Source organism: Streptomyces sp. GbtcB7 (assembly GCF_019091445.1).
In the GTDB taxonomy this organism is placed as follows: domain Bacteria; phylum Actinomycetota; class Actinomycetes; order Streptomycetales; family Streptomycetaceae; genus Streptomyces; species Streptomyces mirabilis.
Genome location: NZ_JAGXJM010000008.1, coordinates 148,858 through 169,546 on the forward strand (window position 1 = coordinate 148,858; position 20,689 = coordinate 169,546).

Here is a 20,689-nt window from a genome sequence, read left to right on the forward strand (position 1 = left end):
GAGTCATCACCGTGCGGTCCCCGCGCTCCCGCCAGGGGCGCGGGGACCGCACACGTTCCAGCCGTAGACATTCCGTGGGGGGGAATCCATGCGCAAGCGCACCACCACCGTCGCCCTGCCGGCGTCCTTCGCCGCCGCCGGAGCCGCCCTGGCGCCCGTGGCCTTCGCGGACGGCAGCCATGACACGAAGATCACCAAGGTCGTCGTGAACGGCGGCAAGGACGTCGTCATCGGCGCGACGACCGTCAACAAGACCATCACGGTCACCGGCGCCTGCACCACGGTCAAGACGATCAAGACGACCAGCGGCGGCGCGCTGAAGACGACGGTCAAGGCGTCCGTGGACGGCACCTACCGTTACGCCTTCGCGGGCACCTCGACCACCCCGGCCGTCAACGCCACGGGTGACTACATCGACGTGAGGTAGTAACCGCCTTACCTGTCGGCACGGCTCACGCCGGGAACCGGCGGTCCACCCATCTCCACAGGAACTCCAGGGTGGCCGCCGCCACCACCGAGATGCCCACCGCGATCCACGGCATCTCCACGCCCACCAGCTTCAGGGCGAAGAAGTGCTGGAGCCACGGCACGATCAGTACGACGAGGAACGCCAGGCCCATCGAGGCCACCAGGGCGACGCGCCACCAGGTGTACGGGCGGGCGATGATCGCCAGCACCCACATCGAGATCAGGAACAGTGTCAGCGTGGCGGCGCTGGTCTCCGCGTCCAACTCGCCCGGCCCGGTGTAGTGGTGACGGGCCACCATGTACGTGATGAAGGTGGCGACGGCCGCGACGACGCCCCCGGGAATCGAGTACCGCATGACCCGCTGGACGAAGTGCGGTCTCGCCCGCTCCGTGTTGGGGGCGAGCGCGAGGAAGAACGCCGGGATGCCGATGGTCAGCGTGGACAGCAGGGTCAGGTGCCGGGGCAGGAAGGGGTATTCGACCCGCCAGCACACCACCAGGATGGCCAGCAGTACCGAGTAGACCGTCTTCACCAGGAAGAGGGTCGCGACGCGGGTGATGTTGCCGATGACCCGGCGGCCCTCCGCGACCACCGAGGGCAGCGTCGAGAAGCTGTTGTTGAGCAGCACGATCTGGGCCACCGCCCGGGTCGCCTCCGAGCCCGAGCCCATGGACACGCCGATGTCGGCGTCCTTCAGGGCGAGCACGTCGTTCACGCCGTCGCCCGTCATCGCCACCGTGTGGCCGCGTGACTGCAGCGCGCCCACCATGTCCCGCTTCTGCTGCGGGGTGACCCTTCCGAACACCGTGCCCTTGTCCAGCGACTTCGCCATCTCCTCCTTCTCGTCGGGAAGGTGGCGCGCGTCCACGACAGTGCCGCTCAGGCCGAGCTTCCCGGCCACCGCGCCCACCGAGACCGCGTTGTCGCCGGAGATGACCTTCGCCTTGACGTCCTGCTCGGCGAAGTAGCGCAGGGTGTCCGCCGCGTCCGGGCGCAGCCGCTGCTCCAGGACCACCAGGGCGGTGGGGCGGGCGCCCTCCGTCACCTTGGGGTCGTCGAGCTCCTTCGAGGCCTTGGCGAGCAGCAGCACCCGCAGCCCGTCCTCGTTCAGCCGCCCGGTCTCGGCGAGCGCCGGGTCCCCGGCGGGCAGCAGCACGTCGGGGGCGCCGAGCAGCCACGTACTCGACTCTCCGTTGCCCTCGCTGAAGGACGCCCCGCTGTACTTGCGGGCGGAGGAGAACGGCAGCGACTCGGTGCAGCGCCAGTCCTCGCTGTCCGGGTAGGAGTTGATGATCGCCTGGAGGGAGGCGTTCGGGCGCGGGTCGGACTCGCCGAGCGCCCCGAGGGCCTTGTGTATGTACGTCTCGTCGGCTCCCTGGAGGGGCCGCAGCTCGGTGACGTCCATGCCGCCCTCGGTGAGGGTGCCGGTCTTGTCGAGGCAGACGGTGTCGATGCGGGCGAGGCCCTCGATGGCGGGAAGTTCCTGCACGAGGCACTGTTTCCGGCCAAGCCGGATGACGCCGATCGCGAAGGCCACGGAGGTGAGCAGGACCAGGCCCTCGGGGACCATGGGGACGATCCCGCCGACCGTACGGGCGATGGAGTCCTTGAAGCCGTGCTGCTTGACCACGAGCTGGCTGATGACCAGACCGATCGCGGTCGGGATCATCATCCACGTCACGTACTTGAGGATCGTGGAGATACCGCTGCGCAGCTCGGAGTGGACCAGTGTGAACCGGGACGCCTCCTCGGCGAGCTGCGCCGCGTACGCCTCCCGTCCCACCTTCGTCGCGGTGAACGCGCCGCCGCCCGCGACCACGAAGCTGCCCGACATCACCTCGTCGCCGGCGTGCTTGACCACCGGGTCCGCCTCACCGGTGAGCAGTGACTCGTCGATCTCCAGACCGTCGGCCTCGACGCACGAGCCGTCCACGACGATCTTGTCCCCGGGCCCGATCTCGATCACGTCGTCCAGCACGATCTCCGACGTACTGACCTCGCCCGCGAACCCGTCCCTGCGCACCGTCGGCTTCGCCTCGCCGATCACCGCGAGCGAGTCCAGGGTCTTCTTGGCCCGCCACTCCTGGATGATGCCGATCCCGGTGTTGGCGATGATCACGTACCCGAACAGGCTGTCCTGGAACGGCGCCACGAACAGCATGATCAGCCAGAGCACACCGATGATCGCGTTGAACCGGGTGAAGACGTTGGCGCGGACGATCTCGCCCATGGAGCGGCTGCTGCGCACGGGGACGTCGTTCACCTCGCCGCGGGCGACCCGTTCGGCCACTTCGGCGGCGGACAGCCCCGGGGCCCGCTTGGGGGCGGGCAGGGGCACGGGGTGAACAGGGTCGAGTTCGGCGCCCGCGTCGATGTGCGTCATGCATTCGACGGTACGTGTGGAAATACGGCTTCACCCGCCGAGTGCCCCAAAGATCCGACCAGGGGAGGACCGGGGCGGCGGCGAGTGATGCCGTGGTTGTAGGGGGAGCTGGTTACTCCGCAGCAGCGGACGGTTACTCCGTAGTGGCGGTGGGCTGCTGCTCCGCTTCGGTGGCGGCCCTCTTGAGGGCGGCGTCGCGCCCACGGACGTACCAGATGCCGATCAGGCCGAGGCCCGCGCCGGCCAGGCAGGTCCACACCCACCACAGGTGCCCGTGGTCGTCGAACCAGCCGTAGAACGGCAGCTGCACCAGGAAGAGGACGAACCAGAGGATCGTGCCGCCCGTGATGGTGGCGACGACGGGGCCCTCCAGGGGCTCCGGCGCCTCGTGCTTGGGGGTCCACTTCGCCATGGACACAGCTTACGAGGCCGTCCGCCCCGGCTTCGCCGGACCCGGTGCGTCCCTTGTATACCAACGGTCTACGCGCGGAGATAGCGATTTCGGACTCATATGTTCATACTGAAACGGTCTGAGTCTGGCTCTTTCTGTTCGTACGAAACTCCAACAGAAACATCTGAGAAACCTGTTGGTGATCGCGCAGCGGCCAGACTCGATCATGTTTTCCCCCCAGCCCGGCGCCTGTCCCCGCCCGGCGCCAGTCCTGGCCCGCAAGGCCCCGCACGTATGAGGTCATCCATGTCCACCTCGGCCACCACCAAGGCCCCCGCCCCGGACCAGCCGGGACCCGGCCCCGCGCAGGGCTCGCTGGACCGCTACTTCAAGATCTCCGAGCGCGGCAGCTCCCTGCCCCGCGAGATCCGCGGCGGTCTCGCCACCTTCTTCGCGATGGCCTACATCATCGTGCTGAACCCGATCATCCTGGGCAGCGCGAAGGACATGTACGGGCACCACCTGGACAACGGCCAGCTGGTCACCGCGACCGCCCTGACGGCGGCCTTCACCACGCTGCTCATGGGCGTCGTCGGCAACGTGCCGATCGCGCTGGCGGCGGGCCTCGGCGTGAACACCGTCGTAGCCCTCCAGCTCGCCCCGCGGATGTCCTGGCCGGACGCCATGGGCATGGTCGTCCTCGCGGGCTTCATCGTGATGCTCCTTGTCGCCACCGGTCTGCGCGAGCGCGTCATGAGCGCTGTGCCCCTGGGCCTGCGCAAGGGCATCGCGATCGGTATCGGCCTGTTCATCATGCTGATCGGCCTGGTCGACTCCGGCTTCGTCACGCGCATCCCGGACATCGCGCAGACGACCGTGCCGCTCCAGCTCGGCGCCGACGGCCACCTCAACGGCTGGCCCGTCCTGGTCTTCATCCTCGGCACGCTGTTCACCCTCGCGCTGATGGTGCGCAAGGTGCCCGGCGCGATCCTGATCTCGATCGTCACGATGACGGTCGTCGCGGTGATCATCAACGCCGTCGCCAAGATCCCGTCCTGGGGTCTGACCACCCCGAAGTGGCCGGGCAACCCGGTCGCCACCCCGGACTTCGGACTCGTCGGCAAGGTCAGTCTCTTCGGTGGCTTCGACAAGGTCGGCGTGCTGACCGGCATCCTCTTCGTGTTCACCGTGCTGCTGTCGACCTTCTTCGACGCGATGGGCACGATCATGGGCATCAGCGACGAGGCCAAGCTGACCGACGCGCAGGGCAACATGCCCGGCATCAACAAGGTCCTCTTCGTCGACGGCATCGCGGTTGCCGCGGGCGGCGCGACCTCCTCCTCCGCCACCACCTGCTTCGTGGAGTCCACGGCGGGCGTCGGCGAGGGCGCCCGCACCGGCTTCGCGAACGTCGTCACCGGCGCGCTCTTCGCCGTGGCGCTGTTCCTCACCCCGGTCGCCACGATGGTCCCGTCCCAGGCCGCCACGCCCGCGCTCATCGCGGTCGGCTTCCTGATCATGTCCCACTCGGTCAAGGAGATCGACTGGGCGGACTACACGATCGCCATCCCGGCCTTCGTGACGATGATGATGATGCCGTTCACCTACTCGATCACGAACGGCATCGGCATGGGCTTCATCACCTTCGTGGTGCTGCGCCTGGCCGCCGGCCGCGCCCGGGAGATCCCGGTCGCGATGTACGTCGTCTCGGCGGTGTTCGCCTTCTACTACCTAATGCCGGCCCTGGGTCTGACGTAAGCGACCCCCTGCGGGTCACGTGAGCGGCCCCACGGGGTCTCACGTGACCCCGTAGAACTTCTCCGTCTCCTCGACTGCGGTCTGGAACCGCTCGTCGAAGTCATCGCGAATGAGCGTCCGGACGACATAGTCCTGGACGCTCATTCCGCGTTTGGCGGCATGGTGTCGGAGCCGGTCGAGCAGCTCCCCGTCTATCCGCAGGCTGAGCACGCTGGTCCCCATGCAGTCGAGGGTCGCGGGAGCGGGAGGGACGAGGAGTCACTTTCTGGATGCGACTCACTCATATGGGTGACGTAAAGGTTCAGTGGCCCGTGTCACGGGCACCCTGTGGCTCTTTAGAGAGGGTAATGAGTTACCCTAAAGACATGGCTGACCTCACCCATGGCGACGACGCTGCCGCCGTGAACGCCCTGCGCTCCGCAGTAATGCGGCTGTCGCGTCGACTCAAGCACCAGCGGGTCGACGAGTCGCTGAGTCCGACCGAGATGTCGGTGCTCGGCACCCTCGCCCGCTGTGGCACCGCCACACCCGGCGAGCTCGCCCGTAAGGAGCATGTGCAGCCACCGTCGATGACCCGCATCGTCGCGTTGCTGGAGGCCAAGGGCCTGGTCAGGCTGGAGCCGCACCCCGAGGACCGGCGCCAGAAGGTCGTCACCCAGACCGACAAGGCCGAGGCGATGCTCGAGGAGAGCCGCCGCAAGCGGAACGCGTTCCTGGCCGGACTGGTCGAGGCCCTCGACGAGGACGAGTGGGCGAAGGTCCGCGAGGCCGCGCCCGTCCTCGAAAAGCTCGCGCAACTGTGACAGGGGCGCACACCCGGCCCGGGCCCGCACGCGACAGGCGCGGCTTCGGCGCGGGCGCCGCGCGGCGGTCGCAGCCGCGCACGGCGGACCGCCGGATGTGCGCCGGCCACGGTGTCCCGTGCACCGTCAGGGGCACGCCGTGACGGCCGTGCGCACTGCCCCGCACGCTCCGCCGTGCCCGAACCTCACCGTGACAGACGCGGCCGCGCCCGCGTGCAATGACGTCCCACGCTAGGAGGCGAATCCCTTTGAGTACGGGATCCGGAATACCTTCCGCCCCCGGACCAGACACCCCCGACTCCCCGCCCGCCCCCGAGAGTTCCTCCCGTTCCCCCCGCTCCTCGATGTTCAGCTCGCTGAGGATCAGGAACTACCGGCTGTTCTTCCTCGGCCAGGTCGTCTCCAACACCGGCACCTGGATGCAGCGCATCGCGCAGGACTGGCTGGTCCTGAGCCTCACCGGCTCCTCCGCCGCGGTCGGCATCACCACCGCGCTGCAGTTCCTGCCGATGCTGCTCTTCGGGCTGTACGGCGGCGTCCTCGTCGACCGCCTCCCCAAGCGCCCCACCCTGCTGGCCACCCAGACGGCCATGGGCGTCACCGGCCTCGCGCTCGCCTTCCTGACCCTCTCCGGCCACGTCCAGGTCTGGCACGTCTACCTGGCGGCCTTCGCCGTCGGCCTCGCCACGGTCGTCGACAACCCCGCCCGCCAGTCCTTCGTCTCCGAGATGGTCGGCCCGGGCCAGCTGCAGAACGCGGTCAGTCTCAACTCCGCCAACTTCCAGTCCGCCCGCCTGGTCGGCCCCGCCGTCGCGGGCGTCCTGATCACCGGCGTGGGCACGGGCTGGGCGTTCCTCTTCAACGGCCTGTCCTTCGTGGCCCCCGTCGTCGGCCTGCTCCTGATGCGCGCCCGCGACCTGCACCCGGTCGAGCGGGCGCCGCGCGGCAAGGGCCAGCTCCGCGAGGGCCTGCACTACGTCGCCGGCCACCCCGAGCTGATCTGGCCGATCGTCCTCGTCGGCTTCATCGGCACGTTCGGCTTCAACTTCCCGGTCTGGCTCTCGGCGTACGCGGACGACATCTTCCACGCCGGCGCCGGCGGGTACAGCCTCTTCAACACGCTGATGGCGGTCGGCTCGGTGGCCGGCGCGCTGCTCGCCGCCCGCCGCGGCACGGCGAGACTGCGCATCCTGATCGCGGCGGCCATGGCCTTCGGCATCCTGGAAGTGGCCGCGGCCCTGGCCCCGTCCTTCTGGCTCTTCGCCCTCCTCATGGTCCCCATCGGGATCTTCGGTCTCACCGTCAACGTCACGGCGAACACCGCGGTCCAGATGGGCACCGACCCGGCCATGCGCGGCCGGGTGATGGCGCTGTTCATGATGGTCTTCATGGGCGGTACGCCCCTGGGGGCGCCCCTGGTCGGCTGGGTCACCGACGCCTACGGCGCCCGGGTCGGCTTCGCCCTCGGCGGCCTGGTCTCGGCCGTCGCCGCGACCACCGTCGGCCTCGTCCTGGCCCGTGTCGGCGGCCTGCGCCTGTCGGTGGGCTGGCATCGCGGCCACCCGCAGGTCAGCTTCGTACCGAGGGAAGCGGGGGAGCAGAAGGAGCGGCTGGCCACGGCGGTGTGACGACGGCCGCCGTACGGTTGCCCGGCCGACCGCCGTACGGCGGTCGCTCGGCCGGCGGCACGGCGCGAGGGTGGTCAGGTGATCCATTCCCTGGAAGGGTGATGGGCATGAGACTCTTTGCGGCCGTGCTGCCACCTCAGGCCGCGGTGCGTGAACTCGGCACGCTGGTGGACGAGTTGCACCGCCTGCCGGGTGCGGACGGACTGCGCTGGACGGGCCGCCCCGGCTGGCACTTCACCCTCGCCTTCTACGGCGAGGTGGCGGAAGAGCTCGTCCAGCCCCTGTCGGACCGCCTGGCCCGCGCGGCCCACCGCACCCCCTCCTTCCCCCTCGCCCTCCACGGCGGCGGCCACTTCGGGGGCCGGGCGCTGTGGACCGGGGTGTCAGGAGACGTCCCCACGATGCGGCTGCTGGCCGACCGGGCGGAGGCGGCGGCACGGAAGGCGGGCGTCGGGACGGGTGAGCACCGTCGCTACCGCCCGCACCTGACGCTGGCCCGCAGCCGCGACACCGCGGACTTCGCGCCGTACGTCGCCGTCCTGGACGCCTTCGCCGGGCGGGACTGGACGGTCGGGGAGCTGTGTCTCGTACGCAGCAATCTGCCGAGGTCAGGAGTGTCGGGGGAGCAGCCGCGCTACGAGACGGTGGCGCGCTGGCCGCTGGACGGGGCGGGCGGCTGAAGGTCCTCGGGGGCGGCCGGTTAACCTCGATGACGTGAACCCGAAGACCCGAAACCAAATCATGGCCGGTGTGCTCGTGCTGATGTTCGTCGTGGTGGCGCTGGCTGCGGCGGTCAAGTAGGGCCGGCCAGGCCACTTCGCCGGGCCGGCCGGAACACCGCGCCGCCTGTCCGCCTGCGGGCAGGTCGTGGCCGGTCGCGCGGTTCCTCACGCCCCTTGAGGGGCGCCCAGGCGGGCGCCCCCTGGGGAGCGTTACCAGGCGAAGGCCTCCGGGGACGGGCCCGGACCCGGGAAGATCTCGTCCAGGCCGGTCAGCAGCTCGTCCGACAGCTCCAGCTCGACCGCGCGCAGGGCCGAGTCGAGCTGTGCGGCGGTACGGGGGCCGACGATGGGGCCGGTGACGCCGGGACGGGTCAGCAGCCAGGCCAGGGCGGCCTCGCCGGGCTCGATCCCGTGCTTGTCGAGCAGATCCTCGTACGACTGGACCTGCGCGCGGATGGTGGTGTTCGCGAGGGAGTCGGCGGCCCGGCCGCTCGCCCTGCGCCCGCCCTCGACCTCCTTCTTGATGACGCCGCCGAGCAGTCCGCCCTGCAGCGGCGACCAGGGGATGACCCCGAGGCCGTACTCCTGCGCGGCCGGGATGACCTCCATCTCGGCGCGTCGCTCGGCGAGGTTGTAGAGGCACTGCTCGCTGACGAGACCGATGGTGCCGCCGCGCCGGGCGGCGATCTCGTTGGCCTGGGCGATCTTGTACCCGGGGAAGTTGCTGGACCCCACGTAGAGGATCTTGCCCTGCTGCACCAGTACGTCGACGGCCTGCCAGATCTCCTCGAAGGGAGTGCGGCGGTCGATGTGGTGGAACTGGTAGACGTCGATGTAGTCGGTCCGGAGCCGCTTGAGGGAGGCGTCCACGGCCCGTCGGATGTTGAGGGCCGACAGCTTGTCGTGGTTGGGCCAGGCGTCGCCGTCGGCGGCCATGTTCCCGTACACCTTGGTGGCGAGCACGACCTTGTCGCGCCGCTCACCACCCTTCGCGAACCAGTTCCCGATGATCTCTTCCGTGCGGCCCTTGTTCTCGCCCCAGCCGTACACGTTCGCGGTGTCGAAGTAGTTGATTCCTGCGTCCAGCGCCGCGTCCATGATGGCGTGGCTGTCGGCTTCGTCGGTCTGCGGACCGAAGTTCATGGTGCCGAGGACGAGTCGGCTGACCTTGAGTCCCGTGCGTCCGAGCTGCGTGTACTTCATGACTCCCTAGCCAACGACGTGGAGTGCGCTCTAGGCAAGGGAGGCGTGCGGGACGGGGGCTCAGTCGCGGGGGAACTCGTCCGTTTTGAGGGTGAGTCCGACGGGAGTGGTGGTGAGGTCGATGTCCACCCCGAAGGCGACGGACAACTCACTGACGTACTCGCCGTCTTTGGGCTGGGTGAAGAGGTGGCACCGGCCCTGGTACGGGTCGGCGATGAGGTAGACGGGGACCTCCGCGAGTGCGTACGCGGTCTTTTTGGGGCCGTAGTCGTTGGAACCCGTACTCTGCGAGATGACCTCGGCGATGAACTCGACGTTCTTGTAATGCCAGCGGCCCTCGTCGTCCTTCTCGGCGGAGTCGCTGAGTTTGGCCACATCAGGGCAGAAGCCGTTCTCGCGGCCCGGGAAGTCGATGCGGACGTCCGAGAAGACTTTGACGTCCATCCCGAACCTGTCTTCGACGGACCGCACAATCCTGCGGATGATCTCCCAGTGGGTGTCACGCTGCGGCGTCATATGAACGGTGCCCCCGACGATCTCGACCCTGAATCCTTCGGGGACGGGCATACGCTCAAGCCGCTGGAACCATTCGTCCAAGCGCTTGGTGTTGGCGTCGGCCATCTCGATCCTGTCTTCAAGGACGGTCATCGTGGCGCTTCTCCCCGGCCGCAACCCGGTCGAGTGCAGCCGCGCGGTACAACGATACGCACGGTGACCCGGTCACGTAGGGATCAGTTCCCGGCGGTCACTTGAGTCTCCCGTAGGGGGAGGCGGCAGGGTGGGGGCATGGATGGCGGCATGAACGACCCCCTCGGTCCGCTCTGCTCGATCGGTGAGCTGGCTCGGCGGACCGGGCTGACGGTCAAGGCGATTCGGTTCTACTCCGATCGGGGCATCGTGCCGCCGACCGGTCGCAGCCCGGCCGGCTACCGCCTCTACGGCGCCGACGCCCTCGCGCGTCTGGATCTCGTGCGGACCCTGCGTGAGCTGGGAGTAGGGCTTCCGGACATCCGGAAGGTCGTGGCACGCGAGCTCTCGCTCTCCGAGGTCGCGGCAGCGCACGCGGACGCGCTCGCCGTGCAGATCCGCACCTTGCGGCTGCGGCACGCGGTGCTGACGGCGGTGGCCCGGCGCGACTCCAACCCCGAGGAGATGGATCTCATGCACCGGTTGGCGAGGCTCTCCGAGGACGAACGCCGACGTCTGATCGACGACTTCCTCGACTCCGTCTTCGCCGGGTCGGCCGGGTCGGCCGGTTCCGGCGCGTTCGTGGGGATCCGGCGCTCGTTCACCCCCGAACTGCCCGACAACCCCGAACCCGAACAGATCGCGGCCTGGGTGGAGTTGGCCGAGCTGTCCCAGGACGGCGAGTTCCGGGCCGTCGTGCGGCGGTTGGTCGAACACCTGGCGGCGGAGCAGGAGGGTGCCCGGGGCGGCGGGCCCCGCCCCGGGCTGGTCCCGGCCGTGCGTGAGCTGGTAGGCCCGGCCCTCGCGGCGGGGATCGAGCCGGGAGACGATGCCGCCGCGCCGGTCGTCGAGGCGCTCCTCGCGCACGACGTACACGTCCTGACCCGGCTCGAAACCGTCAACGACCCGCGCAGGGAGCGGTACACGAAGCTGCTCGCCGTCATCAACGGCTGGCCGGCACCGGAGAGTCTGGCGCCCGTACTGGACTGGGCCGTCGAGGCGCTGCGCGTCCGGGAGCCTGCGGGCGGTTCCGGGTGTCCTTGACGTCCCCTCACGTCCTTGACCTCGATCGTGGTTCAGGTATCAGGGTGGGGTGATGACTACCGAGACCGTTCGTTCCGATCACCATCACCATCACCATCACCATCACCTCGCCATCGCCACGCTCGTCAGCCGGTTCTTCCGGTCCCTGGACGTGGGGAAGATCGACGCGGCATGGGCGCGGGAGTACTTCACGGAGGACGTGCGGGAGCGGACCCCCATCGGTGACAGCGAAGGGCGGGACGCCGTGCTGCGGCACACCGTCGAGGCGCTCGGGCGGTTCGCTCGTACGCAGCACATGGCGACGGATGTGGTGAGCGAGGTGGCGGAGGGCGGGGCGGCGGCCGTCGTGTCCTGGAACGCGTTGATGACTCACGTACACCACGACGGCACCGCCTTCACCGTGGGCGGTCACTGCCGGGCCGAGCTCCGGCGCACGCCCGACGGCTGGCGCTTCCGCGACACGGCCGTCGAGGTGATCTGGACGCAGGGAAGGCCGCCGGTCGGCGTCGGCGGTCAGGCCGAGTAGGGCTCGCCCAGGTCCCAGGCCTGGTACATCGCCTCCGCGAAGGCCTCCGCGATCTTGTGCTCGCCGGTCGCGTTGGGATGCGTGCCGTCGTACGTGTCGTGGCGGAAGTCGTAGCCGGGGGGCGGGGAGGCGAGGAGGACGGGGGAGCGGGGTTCGTCCAGGTCGGCCACCGCCTTCGCCAGGAGTTCGTTGAAGGCGGCGACCTCGGCGGCGAAGGGCGCGTCGGACTCCGCGCGGACGTTCGGTATCACCGGGAGGAGGACCAGGTGGATGCGCGGGTTCGCCGCACGGGCCTCGGCGACGAAGGCGCGGGCGTTCGCGGCCGTCTGTACGGCGTTCGTGTAGAAGCCCAGGTCGATCAGGCCGAGGGAGACCAGGAGCACGTCCGCGCGCTGGGTGCGGACCGCCTCACCGATCAGGGGCACCATGTGCTGCCAGCCCTCGCCCCAGCCCGCGAGGTGGGCGCGCGGGAAGTCCGGGTCCGCGTACTCGTGCGAGTCGGGGGACTCCGTCGCCTTGTCGTACAGCGTCTCGCGCGGGCCGACGATCCGGAACGGGCCCCCGTACGTCGCGCGCAGGTGCTGCCACATTCGGTAACGCCATGTGTGTTCGCCCGCGCTTCCGATCGTCATGGAGTCGCCGACGGGCATGAACCTGAGCATCCGCTCATCATGGATGATCGGGCGGGCGATCAGTAAGGGCCGTGTGGGGTGCGAGGTGTGAGGATGGACACGCCGGGGGCGGCGGCTCCCCGCGGGCTCACCGGGTCCCGGCGGCTCCGGGATGGCAGGCTTGGGCCATGCGCCGATCGCCCTCGTTCCTCGCCGGAGCCGCCTCCGCCGCTGCCGCTCTCGCCCTCGCGCTGCCGGCACCGGCCCTCGCCGCCGACGGGGACGGGGGGTTCACGATCAAGGACCCCCGGATCACCGAGTCGAGCGGGCTCGCCGCCTCGCACCTCCACCCCGGCATCTACTGGACCCACAACGACAGCGACGACGGTCCCTACCTCTACGCCGTCGACAGCAGGACCGGCGAGACCGTCGCCACCATCACCATGAAGGGCGTGGGCGCGCCGCGCGACGTCGAGGCCATCTCCCTCGGACCCGACGGCGACCTCTACGTCGGCGACATCGGCGACAACCTCGGTGGCAAGTGGTCCTACGTGTGGATCTACAAGCTGCCCGAGCCGAAGGTGCTCAAGGACCAGACGATCCGGGCCACGCAGTACGTCGTGAAGTACGCGGACGGACCCCGCAACGCCGAGGCGCTGATGGTCCACCCGAAGACCGGACGGGTCTACATCGCCGACAAGAACGAGGACGGCGGCCACCTGTACGAGGGTCCGGCCCGGCTCTCCACGTCGGGCACCAACATCTTCCGGCCCGTCGCCACCATCGACCTCTGGGTCACCGACGGCGCCTTCTCGCCCGACGGCGAACAGCTCGTCGTGCGCGGGTACTTCGGCGGGATCGCGTACGCCTGGAACGACGGGAAGCTCAAGCGCCAGGGACGGTTGAACGTGCCGCTCCAGCGGCAGGGGGAGTCGGTCACGTACACCCCCGACGGGTCCAAGCTCATGTACGGCAGCGAGGGCAAGGACAGTCCGGTCCAGCCCGGCTCGGTTCCCGGGGGCGGGTCCGGTTCCAAGTCGCCTTCGCAGGGCGGGGGATCGGCGTCGGCCGGTGGGAGCGACGGGGGCGGCGGCATGAGTTCTGCTGCCAAGGGGGCGCTCGCCGTCGCCGCGGTTCTGGCGGCGGGGTTCGGCCTGAAGAGGTTGTTGCGCAAGTCGTAGTCGCATGAGAAAAGGGGCGCCCGGCGCGATTGCCCGCGCAGGGCGCCCCCCTCTGCGTACGAGTGAGGACTACAGCTTTTCGATCACGTAGTCGACGCACTTCGTCAGCGCCTCGACGTCCGCCGGGTCGATCGCCGGGAACATCGCGATACGGAGCTGGTTGCGGCCGAGCTTGCGGTAGGGCTCGGTGTCGACGATGCCGTTGGCACGCAGGACCTTGGCGACGGCGGCGGCGTCGATCTCGTCGGCGAAGTCGATCGTGCCGATGACCTGCGAGCGCTTGGCGGGGTCGGCGACGAACGGGGTCGCGTACTTGCTCTCCTCGGCCCAGGTGTAGAGGCGGGTCGAGGAGTCCTTCGTACGGCCCGTGGACCACTCCAGACCGCCCTGGCCGTTGATCCACTCCAGCTGCTCGTTGAGCAGGAACAGGGTGGCGAGGGCCGGGGTGTTGTACGTCTGGTTCTTGCGGGAGTTGTCGATCGCCGTGGGGAGCGAGAAGAACTCCGGCACGTGACGCCCGCTCGCGTGGATGCGTTCGGCGCGCTCGATGGCGGCGGGGGAGAAGACGCCGATCCACAGGCCGCCGTCGGAGGCGAAGGACTTCTGCGGGGCGAAGTAGTAGACGTCCGTCTCGGTGATGTCGACCGGGAGGCCGCCGGCGCCGGAGGTGGCGTCCACCAGAACGAGGGAACCCTCGTCGGCGCCGTTGACGCGCTTGAGGGGGGCGGCGACGCCGGTGGAGGTCTCGTTGTGGGTGTAGGCGTAGACGTCCACGCCCGCCTCGGCCGCCGGCTCGGGGTGCGTGCCCGGGTCGGAGGAGATGACGGTGGGCTCGGCGAGCCAGGGGGCGAGCTTGGCGGCCTTCGCGAACTTGGAGCTGAACTCGCCGAAGGTGAGGTGCTGGGACTTGTTGTCGATCAGGCCGTGCGTCGCGACGTCCCAGAAGGCGGTGGAGCCGCCGTTGCCGAGGACGACCTCGTAGCCGTCGGGGAGCGAGAACAGGTCGCGCACGCCCTCGCGGACCTTGCCGACCAGGTTCTTGACCGGGGCCTGGCGGTGGGAGGTGCCGAGCAGGGAGGTACCGGTCGCGGCCAGCGCGTCCAGCGCCTCCGTGCGCACCTTGGAGGGGCCCGCGCCGAAACGTCCGTCGGCGGGCTTGATGTCAGCGGGGATCTGGATATCAGCCACGGTGGGAGCGTATCCGTTATGCGAAACGTCGTGGAAACTTCGTCCGCCGGGTGAGACGGGGCGGGGGCCCACTTTTCCTCGCCCCCGCCGCCGCTGGTCGCGCAGTTCCCCGCGCCCCTCAAGTGCGCCGGCGCGCATCTTTTGGCCCGTCCGGCGTTTGGTGGGTCAGGGGGTTGGGTTCAGGTGTACGGGGAGTTCGTGGAGGTCGTTCTGGGTCACTACCGGCTTGTTGCGGAGTTCGGAGGAGGGGATCGCCAGGTCCAGGGACGGGAAGCGGGCGTACAGGGCCGGGAGGGCGACCCCCGCCTCCAGGCGGGAGAGGGCGGCGCCGGGGCAGACGTGGGGGCCGTGGCCGAAGGAGATGTGACGGTTCTGGGCGGTGCGGGTGATGTCGAAGTCGCCCGCGGTCGGACCGTGGGCGTTCTCGTCGCGGCCGATCGCACCGTACGAGACGATCAGGGCGTCGCCCGCGGGGATCACCTTGTCCCCGACGGGCACGTCCTCCGTCGCGAAGCGGATCAGGACGTGCGAGGTCGGGGTGGAGTAGCGGAGGGTCTCCTCGACGACCGCAGACCAGTCCGCCTCGCCGGAGAGGACGAGGGCGCGCTGCTCGGGGTGGGCGGAGAGGTTGACCACCGCGTTGACGATCAGGGAGATCGTCGTCTCGTGGCCCGCCGCGACCATCAACTGGAGGGTGGAGACGATCTCCTCGTCGGTGAGGTGGTCGCCGTCCTCGGAGGCCAGGATCAGGGCGGAGGTCAGGTCGTCGCCGGGCTCCGCCCGCTTCGCGGCGACCGTCGCCGCCATGATCCCGGCCAGCTCCGTCAGCGTGGCGATGACCTCCGCGGGCGGGGTCTGCGTCGAGAAGAACTTCTCGAAGAGTTCCTTGAGGCGGGGGAGCCGGGACTCCTCGATGCCCATGAGGTCGGCGACGACGTACATGGGAAGGGGGTAGGCGAAGTCGGCCTTCAGGTCGACGACGCCGTCCGGGCCCGACGTCAGGCCGTCGAGCAGACCCTCCGTCAGTTTGGTGATGCGCTCCCGCATCTGCTCCACCCGGCGCGGGGTGAGCGCCTGCGCGACCAGCGTGCGCATCCGGCGGTGGTCCGCGCCGTCCACCGTGAGCATGGAGCGGCCGGGGTTGGCGAGCCCGATCAGCGGCCAGTCGGGGGCTATCTCGCCGCGCTGCCAGGCACCCCAGACGTTGATGTCCTTGACCAGCCGGGGGTCGGTGAGCAGGGCGCGTGCCTCGGCGTGGTGGGTGACGGCCCAGACCGGGACGCCGCCGGGCAGTTCCACGGCGGCGAGCGGGCCCGCCTCCCTGAGCCGGGCGCTCTCGCCGTCCAGGTCGGACACGAACGGGTCCAGGGCGATACGACTGGTCATGCGGGGGTGCCTCCCAGGGCCGGGGTCGGGGTGAAGCGCACAGGCAGTTCGGTCAGGCCCCGCAGCCACGGTGAGGGGCGCCGGGCCAGGGAGTCGGCCGGGACCGCCAGGTCGATGTCCGGCAGGCGGTCCAGTACGACCTCGATCCCCGTCCGCGCGATGACCTCCGCCACCTCCTGCGCCGGGAACGGGCAGCGGTGCTCCCCGTGGCCGAAGGAGAAGTGGGCGTTGTTGCCGCCGGTGAGGGCGGAGCCGTCGGTGCGGACCTGGGGGTCGGAGTTGGCGCCCTGGAGGCCGAGGAGGAGGAGATCGCCCGCGCGGACGCGGTGACCGCCGAGCTGGGCGTCGCGGGACGCCCAGCGGCCGGCCACGTTCTGGGTGGGGGTGTCCTCCCAGAGGACCTCGTTCATGGCCTCGGCGACGCTGTTGCGGCCGCCGAAGAGCGAGGCGGCGAAGCGTTCGTCGGTCAGCATCAGGCGCAGCGAGTTGCCGATCCAGTCCGCGGTCGGCTGGTGGCCGGCGGCCATCATGACCATCAGGTCCTGGATGATCTCCTCGTCCGTGAAGCCGACCGTGTTCGCGAGCATGCGGGACACGACGTCGTTCGCGGGCGCGGCCTTCCGGTCGGCGATCAGCTGGGCCATGGAGCCGGCCAGGTGCTGCTGTCCGGCCAGCGCGTTCTCACGGCCGTTGACCATGTCGTTGAGGGCGGTGACGAGGCCGGGGCCCTGTTCCTCGGCGAAGCCGTAGAGCATGGCGAGGACACGGACGGGCAGCAGGGCGGCGTAGTCCCCGATGAGGTCCGTCTCGCCCTTGGCGCACGCCGCGTCGATGAGTTCGTCGGCGAACCTCTCGGCCTGGGCGCGCAGTTCGGAGGGGTCGACGGCTTCGAGGGCGTCGCTGATCATCGCGGCGCGCTCGCGGTGGCGTTCGCCGACGGTGTAGAGGATCGAGGGCTGTCTGCGGCCGATCATCGGCAGCAGTGGCCAGTCGTCGGGGATGCGGTCCCACTGGTTCCACAGCTCGGAGTCGCGGCTGAACAGCACGGGGTCGCCGGTGACCTGGTGCAGTTCGCGGTAGCCGAGTACCAGCCACGCCGGGATGTCGCCGTCCAGGACGACGGGCGTCACGGCACCGTGGTCGCGCCGCATCTCCCGGTACAGCTGGGCGGGTTCGGTCTGGAACCGGGGCCCGCTGAGGGGCACGGGGGCGGGGGTCACAGGGCCAACTCCGGTGATGTGAGGGCGCTTTCGGATGCGTACAAGGTCTTGAGGTGCTCCACCAGTGTGATCAGCACTCGTTTGCTGGACTCCCGCGAACGCGCGTCGCAGTCGAGCAGCGGGACCTGCGGATCGAGGTCGAGGGCCTCGCGGATCTGGGCGGGGGTGTGCGCGGAGCCGCCGAAGTCGTTGCAGGCCACGATGAACGGCGTGCCGTGGTGCTCCAGCCGGTCGATCGCGTACCAGGAGTCGTCGATACGGCGGGTGTCGACGAGGACGACGGCCCCGAGCGTGCCGGAGAACAGCCGGTCCCACAGGAACCAGAAACGCTCCTGGCCCGGCGCGCCGAACAGATACAGCACATTGCGGGCGTCCAGCGTGATGCGCCCGAAGTCGAAGGCGACCGTGGTCGCGGACTTGCCGCGCACCTCGCTGATGTCGTCGACCGCCGCGCCGGCCTGCGTCATCGTCTCCTCGGTGTTGAGGGGACGTATCTCGCTCACGGAGCGGACCAGGGTGGTCTTGCCGACGCCGAAGCCGCCCACGACGACGATCTTCAGACCGTTGTCGGCCTGTGCCCCCAGGGGCGTACGGGCGTCGGCCCCCTGGGACGTACGGGCATCAGAGGTTACGGAGTCCAACGAGCACCTGCTCCAGGATGTCGGGATCGGGAAGAGCGGCCTTCTGGGGGTGGCGGGCGCTGACGCGGCCCGCGGCGAGCAGGTCGGAGAGCAGGATGCGGGTGATGGACACCGGCAGCTTCAGCACGGCGGCGATCTCCACGACCGCCGTCGGCCGCTCGCACAACCGCAGGATCGCCACGTGCTCCGACTGCATGCCCACCGCCGGATCGCACTCGGCGACCACGAGTGTCACCAGGTCGAACGGGGTGTCGGGCGCGGACCGGCTGCGCCCTCCGGTGAGGGTGTAGAGCCGGTCGGGCGCGTCGTCCCTGCCCGGACGGCTCATGACGTCCGGGGCTGCGCGCTCAGGTGTTCGCCGAGTTGTTCCACGAGCTCGCTCATGTTGTGCCCGACCAGACCGGCGTCCGCGTCCTCGGCGGTGACCACGGCGAGGTGGGCGCCGTCGCCCGCCTCCACGATGAACAGGACCCCGCCGTAGAACTCGGTCATCGCCGAGCGCACGCCCCCGGTGCCGTCGCCGAACTCCACGGACGCCCCGTGGGACAGCGACTGGATGCCGGCGGCGATCGCGGCGAGCTGGTCGGCGCGGTCGACGGTGAGCTCCGGCGTGCGGCACAGCTTCAGGCCGTCCCGGGAGAGCACGAGCGCGTGCCGGGCGCCCGGGGTGCGCTCGAGGAGGCCCTCGATGAGCCAGGAGAGCTTCTCGTCGGCGGTGGTGGTGCCGGTCATGAAGTGGTGTCGCCTTCCGGATGCGAGGAGGTGTGCGAGGTGGCGTGCGAGGGATGCGTGGGGGCGGGCTCCCGTACGGCTTCTTCGCCGCGTAAGGCGTCGTCCTCGGGCACCGTTCCCTGGACCGCCGCCTGGTCCGGCGCGGTGCCCCGGACGGCCTGGCGGAAGCTGCTGAAGCGGGCGGCGGTGGCCTTGGAGTCGGTCGTACGGGGCTCGGGGTCGGCCTGGTTCGTGAGGTGGGCGCGGCTGCGCTCGGCGTGCGCGAGGGTCCGGCCGCGGCGGCGCTTGGGGAGGCCGCCGGTCGTGGGAGTGCCGGTCGTGGGGGTGCCGTTCGGCGGGGTGTCGGTGGCGGTGGCGTGCCGGGGCGACTCGTGGGTGGGGACCGGGTCCGGGTCGAGGTCCTCGGGGGCGCGGGCGGCGGCGTACGACGCCTGGGGACGCGGCTCGGCGAGCGGGCGGTTCTCGTCGGACGGGGTCGCCGCGGCGGGCTTGACCTGGGGTTCCGTCGCCGCCGGGGCGGCCGGGGCCGGTGCGGAGGGCAGGCTCAGGATGTCCTGGGGGATGAGCACCAGGACGCCCGTGCCGCCGCGCGCGGAGGGCCGGAAGGACACCTTCAGGCCGTGCTTGCGCGCGAGCCGGCCGACCACCGCGAGGCCGAGCCGGGTGCCGGTGAGGCCGCCGAGGTCGGCGGCGTTCTCGGCGTCCGCGGAGACGGCGCGTTCGGCGCGGCGCAGCTGCACGTCGCCCATGACGAGGCCGCTGTCCTCGACGGAGACGATGACACCGGCCGGGACCTCCTCGACATAGACGTGGACCTCGGCGGTCGGCGGCGAGAAGTTCGCGGCGTTGTCGAGGAGTTCGGCGAGCGCGTGCATCACGCCCTCGGCGGCGTGCCCGGCGACGGCGGCGTCGCTCGCGGAGTGGACGCGCACCCGCTGGTAGCCGCCGATGCGGCCCATGGCGCCGCGCAGGATCGACTCCATGACGATGGGGCGCGCCCAGCGGCGGCCGGAGCGGGCGCCCGCGAGGACGGCGACGGAGTCGGCGAGACGGCCCGCCTGCGCGGTGCGGTGGTCGAGGTGGAGGAGGTCGGCGAGGACCTCCTCGTCGGAGTGCTTCTCCTCCATGGCGCGCAGGTCGGCGAGCATGCCGGTGGACAGTGCCTGCATCCGCCCGGCCGCGTTGGCGGTGGCCGAGATCGCGGCGGCCCGGTCACTGTTGGCCCGCCGCATGCGCTCGGTCAGCCGGGTGTTCTCCTCGGCGAGTTCGGCGAACCGCCGCCGCTCCTCGGCGATTTCGGCGGTGAGGCGCTGCCGCTCCTCCTCGAGCCCCTGTGTGAGCAGGGCGCGTTCGCGGGCGTCGGCGTCGGCCAGGCGCGCGCGGTCGCGGGCGGACTCCTCCGCGAGCCGGGACCGCTCCTGGTTGAACTCCTCGGCCATGCGGGCCCGTTCCTGCAGGAGCCGTCCGGCGTCCTGGGTCACGGCGTCGAGGCGGCGGCGCGCGAGCTTCGCGGTCTGCAGGGCGCGCGCGGCGACCGCGACGGCGACGCACAGCAGCACGGCGGCGGCGCCCGTGCCCCAGGCGAGCGGGACGCGTGCCGAGTCGGGTGCCAGGGAGACGGCGACGACGACCGCGACCGCCGCCGCGACGGCGGTGAGCAGGGGCGCGGGGGCGCTCGCGCGGAGGGTGGGTCGTTCGCCGGAGGGGATGGGCGCGGTCATGAATCGTGTCCTCGGTCGTGTCCTGGGCGAAGTTCCTGGGGGCGACGTTCCTGGAGCGAGGTTCCTGGGCGAGAGCCGACACGGGTTGCTCAATTTGCCGTCACTATATGAGAGTTCGTGATCGTATTGGGAAGGTTCCGGATCCGAGCTCGTAATCCGCTGGTGATCGGTCTGTGATCGCGATGGCGATCGGTCGGTGATCGGCCAGGGACCGGTCAGGGATCGATCAGAGACCGGTGAGGGATCGGCCGGTGATCGATGCGTCACGGTTACGGACCGTTGTCGGTGCGCGGGGTCATCCTGGAGACATGACGGATCTTGGCGCGAAGGACGGCACGCGCGGCGCGGCGGACCCGCCCGACGTGGGCGGGCTGCGGGCCGCCCTCGCGGCGGAG

At 70.3% G+C, this 20,689-nt stretch carries 21 protein-coding genes; 8 read left to right on the forward strand and 13 right to left on the reverse strand.

What is annotated here, in order from left to right; translation table 11 throughout:
• The first annotated feature begins 88 nt into the window (after positions 1 to 88).
• Positions 89 to 427: a hypothetical protein gene (locus tag KVT44_RS15665; RefSeq protein ID WP_217567491.1), complete on the forward strand. Its 339-nt coding sequence runs from the start codon at positions 89 to 91 to the stop codon at positions 425 to 427.
• Positions 428 to 452: 25 nt separating this feature from the next.
• On the opposite strand, the gene KVT44_RS15670 is transcribed toward KVT44_RS15665, so the two are convergent.
• Both KVT44_RS15670 and KVT44_RS15675 read right to left on the reverse strand, forming a co-directional pair.
• A complete protein-coding gene (locus KVT44_RS15670) occupies positions 453 to 2,852 on the reverse strand; it encodes a cation-translocating P-type ATPase (RefSeq protein WP_190170805.1) in 2,400 nt (799 codons plus the stop codon).
• Between the two features lie 133 nt (positions 2,853 to 2,985).
• The gene (locus KVT44_RS15675; RefSeq protein WP_075027055.1) at positions 2,986 to 3,264 is read right to left on the reverse strand and encodes a DUF2530 domain-containing protein; all 279 of its coding nucleotides are present in this window, start codon (positions 3,262 to 3,264) and stop codon (positions 2,986 to 2,988) included.
• Positions 3,265 to 3,549: 285 nt separating this feature from the next.
• Here KVT44_RS15675 and KVT44_RS15680 point away from each other — a divergent pair, with 285 nt between their 5' ends.
• Positions 3,550 to 5,001, forward strand: coding sequence for an NCS2 family permease (locus tag KVT44_RS15680; protein ID WP_217567492.1), 1,452 nt, complete (start codon positions 3,550 to 3,552; stop codon positions 4,999 to 5,001).
• Positions 5,002 to 5,040: 39 nt separating this feature from the next.
• Here KVT44_RS15680 and KVT44_RS15685 read toward each other — a convergent pair whose 3' ends face one another.
• On the reverse strand, positions 5,041 to 5,223 hold the full coding sequence (locus KVT44_RS15685) for a hypothetical protein (protein ID WP_054235178.1): 183 nt from the start codon (positions 5,221 to 5,223) through the stop codon (positions 5,041 to 5,043).
• Positions 5,224 to 5,366: 143 nt separating this feature from the next.
• Between KVT44_RS15685 and KVT44_RS15690 the strand changes: the two genes are divergently transcribed.
• From KVT44_RS15690 to thpR, 3 genes are all read left to right on the forward strand, one after another.
• Positions 5,367 to 5,804 carry a MarR family winged helix-turn-helix transcriptional regulator gene (locus KVT44_RS15690; RefSeq protein ID WP_054235179.1) on the forward strand — a complete coding sequence of 146 codons (438 nt, stop codon included), beginning with the start codon at positions 5,367 to 5,369 and terminating at the stop codon, positions 5,802 to 5,804.
• 344 nt (positions 5,805 to 6,148) lie between these two features.
• Entirely contained in the window at positions 6,149 to 7,432 is a 1,284-nt protein-coding gene (locus KVT44_RS15695) for an MFS transporter (protein WP_075027058.1), read from the forward strand.
• A gap of 107 nt (positions 7,433 to 7,539) precedes the next feature.
• Positions 7,540 to 8,112 carry an RNA 2',3'-cyclic phosphodiesterase gene (thpR, locus tag KVT44_RS15700; RefSeq protein WP_217567493.1) on the forward strand — a complete coding sequence of 191 codons (573 nt, stop codon included), beginning with the start codon at positions 7,540 to 7,542 and terminating at the stop codon, positions 8,110 to 8,112.
• Between the two features lie 252 nt (positions 8,113 to 8,364).
• Here thpR and KVT44_RS15705 read toward each other — a convergent pair whose 3' ends face one another.
• Both KVT44_RS15705 and KVT44_RS15710 read right to left on the reverse strand, forming a co-directional pair.
• Positions 8,365 to 9,357, reverse strand: a complete 993-nt coding sequence (locus KVT44_RS15705; RefSeq protein WP_099922008.1) for an aldo/keto reductase — start codon at positions 9,355 to 9,357, stop codon at positions 8,365 to 8,367.
• A 60-nt stretch (positions 9,358 to 9,417) separates the two neighbouring features.
• The gene (locus KVT44_RS15710) at positions 9,418 to 10,005 is read right to left on the reverse strand and encodes a Uma2 family endonuclease (protein ID WP_067371896.1); all 588 of its coding nucleotides are present in this window, start codon (positions 10,003 to 10,005) and stop codon (positions 9,418 to 9,420) included.
• Between the two features lie 150 nt (positions 10,006 to 10,155).
• Here KVT44_RS15710 and KVT44_RS15715 point away from each other — a divergent pair, with 150 nt between their 5' ends.
• Together KVT44_RS15715 and KVT44_RS15720 are read left to right on the forward strand one after the other, a co-directional pair.
• Positions 10,156 to 11,088: a MerR family transcriptional regulator gene (locus KVT44_RS15715; protein ID WP_217567494.1), complete on the forward strand. Its 933-nt coding sequence runs from the start codon at positions 10,156 to 10,158 to the stop codon at positions 11,086 to 11,088.
• Positions 11,089 to 11,140: 52 nt separating this feature from the next.
• Positions 11,141 to 11,614: a nuclear transport factor 2 family protein gene (locus KVT44_RS15720; RefSeq protein WP_217567495.1), complete on the forward strand. Its 474-nt coding sequence runs from the start codon at positions 11,141 to 11,143 to the stop codon at positions 11,612 to 11,614.
• On the opposite strand, the gene KVT44_RS15725 is transcribed toward KVT44_RS15720, so the two are convergent.
• The gene (locus tag KVT44_RS15725; RefSeq protein ID WP_099922012.1) at positions 11,602 to 12,276 is read right to left on the reverse strand and encodes an SGNH/GDSL hydrolase family protein; all 675 of its coding nucleotides are present in this window, start codon (positions 12,274 to 12,276) and stop codon (positions 11,602 to 11,604) included. The genes KVT44_RS15720 and KVT44_RS15725 overlap by 13 nt on opposite strands.
• A gap of 137 nt (positions 12,277 to 12,413) precedes the next feature.
• Between KVT44_RS15725 and KVT44_RS15730 the strand changes: the two genes are divergently transcribed.
• Positions 12,414 to 13,406 carry a WD40 repeat domain-containing protein gene (locus KVT44_RS15730; protein WP_217567496.1) on the forward strand — a complete coding sequence of 331 codons (993 nt, stop codon included), beginning with the start codon at positions 12,414 to 12,416 and terminating at the stop codon, positions 13,404 to 13,406.
• A gap of 69 nt (positions 13,407 to 13,475) precedes the next feature.
• Here KVT44_RS15730 and serC read toward each other — a convergent pair whose 3' ends face one another.
• The 7 genes from serC to KVT44_RS15765 all read right to left on the reverse strand — a co-directional run bounded on the left by serC (position 13,476) and on the right by KVT44_RS15765 (position 20,294).
• Complete coding sequence (serC, locus tag KVT44_RS15735; protein ID WP_099922014.1) at positions 13,476 to 14,594, reverse strand: phosphoserine transaminase; 1,119 nt, start codon at positions 14,592 to 14,594, stop codon at positions 13,476 to 13,478.
• Positions 14,595 to 14,759: 165 nt separating this feature from the next.
• A complete protein-coding gene (locus KVT44_RS15740; protein ID WP_217567497.1) occupies positions 14,760 to 15,980 on the reverse strand; it encodes a cytochrome P450 in 1,221 nt (406 codons plus the stop codon).
• On the reverse strand, positions 15,977 to 17,200 hold the full coding sequence (locus KVT44_RS15745) for a cytochrome P450 (protein WP_217567498.1): 1,224 nt from the start codon (positions 17,198 to 17,200) through the stop codon (positions 15,977 to 15,979). The genes KVT44_RS15740 and KVT44_RS15745 overlap by 4 nt, the downstream gene beginning before the upstream one ends.
• Positions 17,197 to 17,841, reverse strand: coding sequence for an ATP/GTP-binding protein (locus tag KVT44_RS15750; protein ID WP_099922016.1), 645 nt, complete (start codon positions 17,839 to 17,841; stop codon positions 17,197 to 17,199). Before KVT44_RS15750 ends, KVT44_RS15745 begins: the two co-directional genes overlap by 4 nt.
• A complete protein-coding gene (locus tag KVT44_RS15755) occupies positions 17,822 to 18,169 on the reverse strand; it encodes a DUF742 domain-containing protein (protein WP_099922017.1) in 348 nt (115 codons plus the stop codon). The genes KVT44_RS15750 and KVT44_RS15755 overlap by 20 nt, the downstream gene beginning before the upstream one ends.
• On the reverse strand, positions 18,166 to 18,573 hold the full coding sequence (locus tag KVT44_RS15760) for a roadblock/LC7 domain-containing protein (protein WP_054235659.1): 408 nt from the start codon (positions 18,571 to 18,573) through the stop codon (positions 18,166 to 18,168). The genes KVT44_RS15755 and KVT44_RS15760 overlap by 4 nt, the downstream gene beginning before the upstream one ends.
• Positions 18,570 to 20,294 (reverse strand): ATP-binding protein, encoded by a 1,725-nt coding sequence (locus KVT44_RS15765; protein ID WP_217567499.1) that lies wholly within the window; start codon positions 20,292 to 20,294, stop codon positions 18,570 to 18,572. The genes KVT44_RS15760 and KVT44_RS15765 overlap by 4 nt, the downstream gene beginning before the upstream one ends.
• Positions 20,295 to 20,689: the final 395 nt, after the last annotated feature.